This window comes from Thalassolituus sp. UBA2590 (assembly GCF_002339775.1).
Taxonomy (GTDB): Bacteria; Pseudomonadota; Gammaproteobacteria; order Pseudomonadales; family Oceanobacteraceae; genus Thalassolituus.
This window is the reverse complement of the sequence record NZ_DDKU01000157.1, coordinates 1-4782: the sequence shown is the minus strand read 5'-3', so window position 1 is coordinate 4782 and position 4782 is coordinate 1. Positions and strand designations below refer to the sequence as shown.

Annotated in this window: 6 protein-coding genes; all 6 read left to right on the top strand. The window is 51.8% G+C overall.

What is annotated here, in order from left to right; genetic code table 11:
* A partial coding sequence (locus B2067_RS13260; RefSeq protein WP_301388750.1) for a tRNA 2-selenouridine(34) synthase MnmH occupies positions 1 to 766 on the top strand: 766 nt, incomplete at its 5' end.
* Between the two features lie 3 nt (positions 767 to 769).
* Positions 770 to 1627, top strand: coding sequence for a putative selenate ABC transporter substrate-binding protein (locus tag B2067_RS13255; protein ID WP_273090778.1), 858 nt, complete (start codon positions 770 to 772; stop codon positions 1625 to 1627).
* 2 nt (positions 1628 to 1629) lie between these two features.
* Positions 1630 to 2298, top strand: a complete 669-nt coding sequence (locus tag B2067_RS13250) for an ATP-binding cassette domain-containing protein (protein WP_301388748.1) — start codon at positions 1630 to 1632, stop codon at positions 2296 to 2298.
* A 1-nt stretch (position 2299) separates the two neighbouring features.
* Positions 2300 to 3829: a PhnE/PtxC family ABC transporter permease gene (locus B2067_RS13245; protein ID WP_301388747.1), complete on the top strand. Its 1530-nt coding sequence runs from the start codon at positions 2300 to 2302 to the stop codon at positions 3827 to 3829.
* Between the two features lies 1 nt (position 3830).
* Positions 3831 to 4664, top strand: coding sequence for an EamA family transporter (locus B2067_RS13240; RefSeq protein ID WP_301388746.1), 834 nt, complete (start codon positions 3831 to 3833; stop codon positions 4662 to 4664).
* A gap of 1 nt (position 4665) precedes the next feature.
* Positions 4666 to 4782: DJ-1/PfpI family protein (locus B2067_RS13235; RefSeq protein WP_301388751.1), on the top strand; the 117-nt coding region annotated here is incomplete at its 3' end.

Below are 4782 nucleotides of genomic sequence, written 5' to 3'. Positions count from 1 at the left end.
ATACCCGCGCATTACCGGCGGCTACAAAGCCATGAGACGTTTCCTGATCGATACTCTCGAACGTGTTGTGGTTGAGAAACCTCTGGTCGTGGTTGCGGGGCAGACGGGGTGTGCAAAAACTGAATTACTGAAGCAGGTTCCGGCCAGTGTTGATCTTGAAGGTCTGGCGCATCACAGAGGCAGTACGTTTGGTAAACGCCCGGGTGGCCAGCCTGCACAGATCGGTTTTGAAAATGCTCTCGCGGTTGATTTGCTTCGTCACGAAGAATTTAAAGCGGATATGCCGGTTATTCTCGAAGATGAGAGCTTGTTAATCGGGCGTTGTGCATTGCCTGAAACCTTACGGAACCAAATGGCGAAGGCATCGCTTGTGATCGTTGAAGCGAGCTTCGAGTCCCGCGTTGAGCACAGTTATAACAATTACATTCTGAATAAATTAACCGAGTGGCAGCAGGCGCTTGGCACCGACGAGGGTTTTGCGGCGTTCGCTGATGATCTGCGTCAGAGCATGAGTAAAGTGGAGCGGCGCCTTGGCGGGGTTCGCCACCGCGCGATCACCGAGCTGCTCGAACACGCTATTCATCAACACGAGCAGGGCAATCCTGAATTACATCGTGAATGGATTGGTCATCTGCTTGAGCAATATTACGACCCTATGTATCAATACCAGCTGTCCCGTAAAAAGGGGCGCCTGGCCATGCGGGGCTCTTTCGATGAAGTGCGCGATTATCTGAACTCTCTTTCTGTATCTGATCTAAAAGGATAAATAATGATGTTACGTTCTGTTTTTGCAGCCGCAGCTGGCTTACTGATGAGTGCTGCGGCCGTCGCCGAAACCTTTACCTTTACGGCCATTCCTGACGCCGATGAAAGCCGTCTGAATGCACGCTTCGGTAAAGTGGCAGACTACCTGTCAGAGCAGCTGGGCGTGGATGTAAAATACATCCCGGTAAAATCCTATCCTGCGGCGATTACGGCATTCCGCAATGATCAGGTACAGCTGGCCTGGTTCGGTGGTTTGTCTGGTGTACAGGCGCGTGCACTGGTTGAGGGATCAGAAGCTATTGCTCAAGGCTATGAAGATCAGTTCTTTAAAACCTATATCATTGCTAACACCAGCACCGAGATCGAAGCATCTGATGAACTGCCAGAAGATATTAAAGGCAAGACGTTTACCTTTGGTTCAAAGGGTTCTACCTCTGGCCGCCTGATGCCTGAATTCTTTATCCGTGAAGCCTTTAATGCATCCCCTGATGAGCTGTTCAGCCGTGTGGGTTTCTCGGGTGATCACAGCCGTACTATTGCGCAGGTACAGAGTGGTGTGTATCAGGTCGGTGCTGTGAACTACAGCGTTTGGGATACCGAAGTGGAAGAAGGCAAGATCGACACAGATAAAGTTAAAGTGATCTGGACGACGCCTACCTATCCGGATTATCAGTGGACGATTCGTGGTGATGTCGACGCCCGCTATGGCGAGGGCTTTAAAGAAAAAGTCAGAACCGCGCTGCTGGATATGAAAGACGAAGATCTGCTTGCGAGCTTCCCGCGTAAGTCGTTTGTTCCTGCGAGCAACGATGACTATGCCCCGATTGAACGCACAGGCAAAGCCATCGGCCTGCTGGATTAATCATGCAGGGTCAGGCCATGTTCCAGCTTACCGGAGCGTCTTTTGCGCACGATGATCAGCTTGTGCTGCACGACATTAGTCTGGAAATTCGTGACGGTGAAAAAGTCGCTCTTGTGGGCCCATCGGGTGCGGGTAAGTCAACGCTACTTTCGCTTCTATGGAAGCAGCAGCCTGACGCCGTTGCTTTGTGCCCGCAGGAAAGTGGCTTGGTGGATCTGTTATCCACCTATCAGAATATTTATATGGGCGGGTTATCCCGCTTTTCGACGCTTTATAATCTCATCAACCTCATTCGCCCTTGGGCCGCTCGTCGTGAAGAAGTCGCTCGCGTTGCGCGTACCTTAGGTATCGAAGATAAACTCTGGAACTCGCCGGATCAGTTGTCTGGCGGGCAACGCCAGCGTGTTGCGCTCGGGCGTGCTCTGTATCGCAATAAGTCTGTATTTATGGGTGATGAGCCCGTGTCTTCGCTTGACCCCGAGCAGGGCGAACAATTATTGATGCACGTGCTTCAGCAACATACGACGGCGATCGTTGCCATTCACAGCCCGGAATTAGCGGCTAAGCATTTTGATCGCATTATTGCCTTAAAAGACGGTCGCATTTTCGGCGACTGGCAAGCGGCAGAGTTGGATCTCAGTACCCTCGAAACCGTTTATCAGGATGCCTGACATGGGCGGTAAGAGTGTTTCCCTAGCTAAAGGTGAAAAGTCTAAAGCTGAAAAGCCTAAAGGCAAAAAGTCTACCGGCGCACGCTTTCGGGACCTGAGTCTGTGGTTTGTGCTTGTTGCCATTGTTTCTTTGTTCTTCGCCGATATTTTTCTGTATCAGCCTGACCCCTGGGAAGAGTTTACCCGCATAGGCTGGGGCATGGTGACGCCGTTCTGGCCGGACGCGAATGAGCTTCTGATGTCTGCACTGTATACCGTCAGTTTTGCCTTGCTCGGTGTGGCAGTGTCGGCAGCCTTAGGCGTGTTACTGGCCATCTGGTTTCACTGGCGTGTGGTCAGAGTATTTTCTGCCGTTATCCGCTCGGTGCATGAAATTTTCTGGGGCCTGCTGTTTATGCAGGTATTTGGTCTCAGTGCATTAACGGGCTTGTTGGCGATTATTATTCCTTTCGCAGGCATTTTTGCGAAAGTCTTTTCAGATATCTTTCATCAGCAGTCTTCTGCGACGGTCGATACACTTGCAGGCTCCAGTCGTTTAAGCCGTTTCTTTTATGGATGGATACCACAGGCCTGGCCAGCCATGCGCTCATATATTCGTTACCGCTTTGAGTGCGCACTGCGGTCGAGTGCGATTCTGGGCTTTATTGGCCTGCCAACATTAGGGTTTCATCTGGAGACCGCTTTCCGTCAGGGAGACTACAGCGAAGCAGCGGCGGTATTCTGGGTGTTTCTGTTATTGATAGGCACCGTCAGGTTCTGGTTTTACAAAAAGCTCTTGCCAGCCTATCTGCTGGGCGCTGTGTTTATGCTGCCAGAAATGCCGCCCGTGAATGCGAGTTTCGTGTGGCAGTTTTTTACTCAGGATTTATGGCCCAGCCCATTACTGAACGGCGACCTTCCGGGCGCGATGAGTTGGTACGGCAATGTATTGGCTGATGAAGTTGGTCCTGCACTGATACAGACGATTGCTATTACACAAGCGGCGCTGGTTCTCAGTGGGGTAATGGCGCTGGCCTGGTATCCGTTCGCCAGTCGTTGGCTTGTCGGGCGGTATTACTGGGTAGGGCGGTTTAAACTTCTGGTATTGAGGTCTGTCCCTGAGCTGATGTTGGCGTACCTATTTATGTTGCTGTTTGGCCCTTCGGCCTTGCCAGCGATTTTTGCGCTTGCGTTGCATAATGGCGGCCTGATTGCGTTTCTTCTTGCTAATCACAGTCAGGATGCGGCTGCTCAGCAGAGGCAGGATTCTCCCTCTGGGTTAGCGCGCTATTTCTATCAGGACTTGCCTCAGCGTTACCCGGCGTTTCTGGCTCTGCTGTTTTACCGTTGGGAAGTTATCATGCGTGAGAGTGCCATGATGGGCGTGTTGGGTATTGCGACGCTGGGCTTTTATGTTGACTCTGCGTTTGAGGAGATCCGCTTCGATAAAGCGTTTTTCCTGATCCTTGTCGCCGCAGCATTGAATGTTATCGTGGATAGCCTGTCTCGCCGCTTGCGTAAAGCGGCCGGTTTAAAAACACCGCGGATGTAGTATGTCGATTGCCTTTCTTTTTATTTCAGCCATCTGTTGGACGCTGTTTGATCTCTCACGTAAAAAACTGGTCGCCAACGAGACGCCTCTGGCGCTGACTCTGGCATTCAATGTCGGGGCGATCCCTCTATATCTTGCGGCATATTTTATAGCCTCTGATTCCACCGTGTCGGCTGGATACTGGCTTCCGTCTTTGGTAGCGGCTGCACTTGCGGCAATGGCGGCAGTTGGTTTTATTACGGCGCTCAAGCTGGGGGATGTGGCTAAGGTTATTCCAGTACTGGCACTGACGCCGGTGATTTCGACATTGGCTGCAGGGTGGCTGTTGGATGAATCATTGAGCGTGTACCAGTGGCTCGCCATGCTAGTTACCGTGGTGGCGATCGGTGGTGCGCAGGGCGGTTTGCACCATGTTAAGGGAAAGCCTTTTCTTCTGATGTTGCTGGTCTGCTTTGGCTGGGGCGTTGGTATTGTCTTTGATAAGCAGGCGCTGGAGCACAGTGGGCCTTTCTTTCATGGTGTCGTGCAAACAACGTTAGGGGCGCTATTGATTGCGACTTACGCCTTTACAACGAAAACCCCGGCAAGGTTACAGGGGCAGGCGTTAAGGCTGATACCTGCTCTCTTGATCTTTGTTGGTGCCGTTGTCTTTCAGTGGCTTGCGCTCGACGGTCTGGATGCGGGGATTGTTGAGACCGTCAAACGCAGTGTCGGCATTGTTGGAGCTTTATTAGGTGGTTTGTTATTGTTCAGAGAGGCCATAACAAAAGCGCAGGTATTCTGGTGCATTGTGATTCTGGCCTGCATTCCGGTAATTCTTCAGCCCGAGGTGTGAAATGAACAAGAAGGTTCTGATCGGTATCGCAGACGGTACCGAAGAGTTGGAAGCCGTCACTATCATCGACGTGCTGCGCCGAGCGGAGGTCGACGTCACGGTGGCTTCGGTGGCGCCA

What these genes read in the sequence shown, in the direction of transcription:
- B2067_RS13240 (WP_301388746.1), top strand. Translation starts at nt 3,831, where the DNA reads ATGTCGATTGCCTTTCTTTTTATTTCAGCCATCTGTTGGACGCTGTTT.
- B2067_RS13245 (WP_301388747.1), top strand. Translation starts at nt 2,300, where the DNA reads ATGGGCGGTAAGAGTGTTTCCCTAGCTAAAGGTGAAAAGTCTAAAGCT.
- B2067_RS13250 (WP_301388748.1), top strand. Translation starts at nt 1,630, where the DNA reads ATGCAGGGTCAGGCCATGTTCCAGCTTACCGGAGCGTCTTTTGCGCAC.
- B2067_RS13255 (WP_273090778.1), top strand. Translation starts at nt 770, where the DNA reads ATGATGTTACGTTCTGTTTTTGCAGCCGCAGCTGGCTTACTGATGAGT.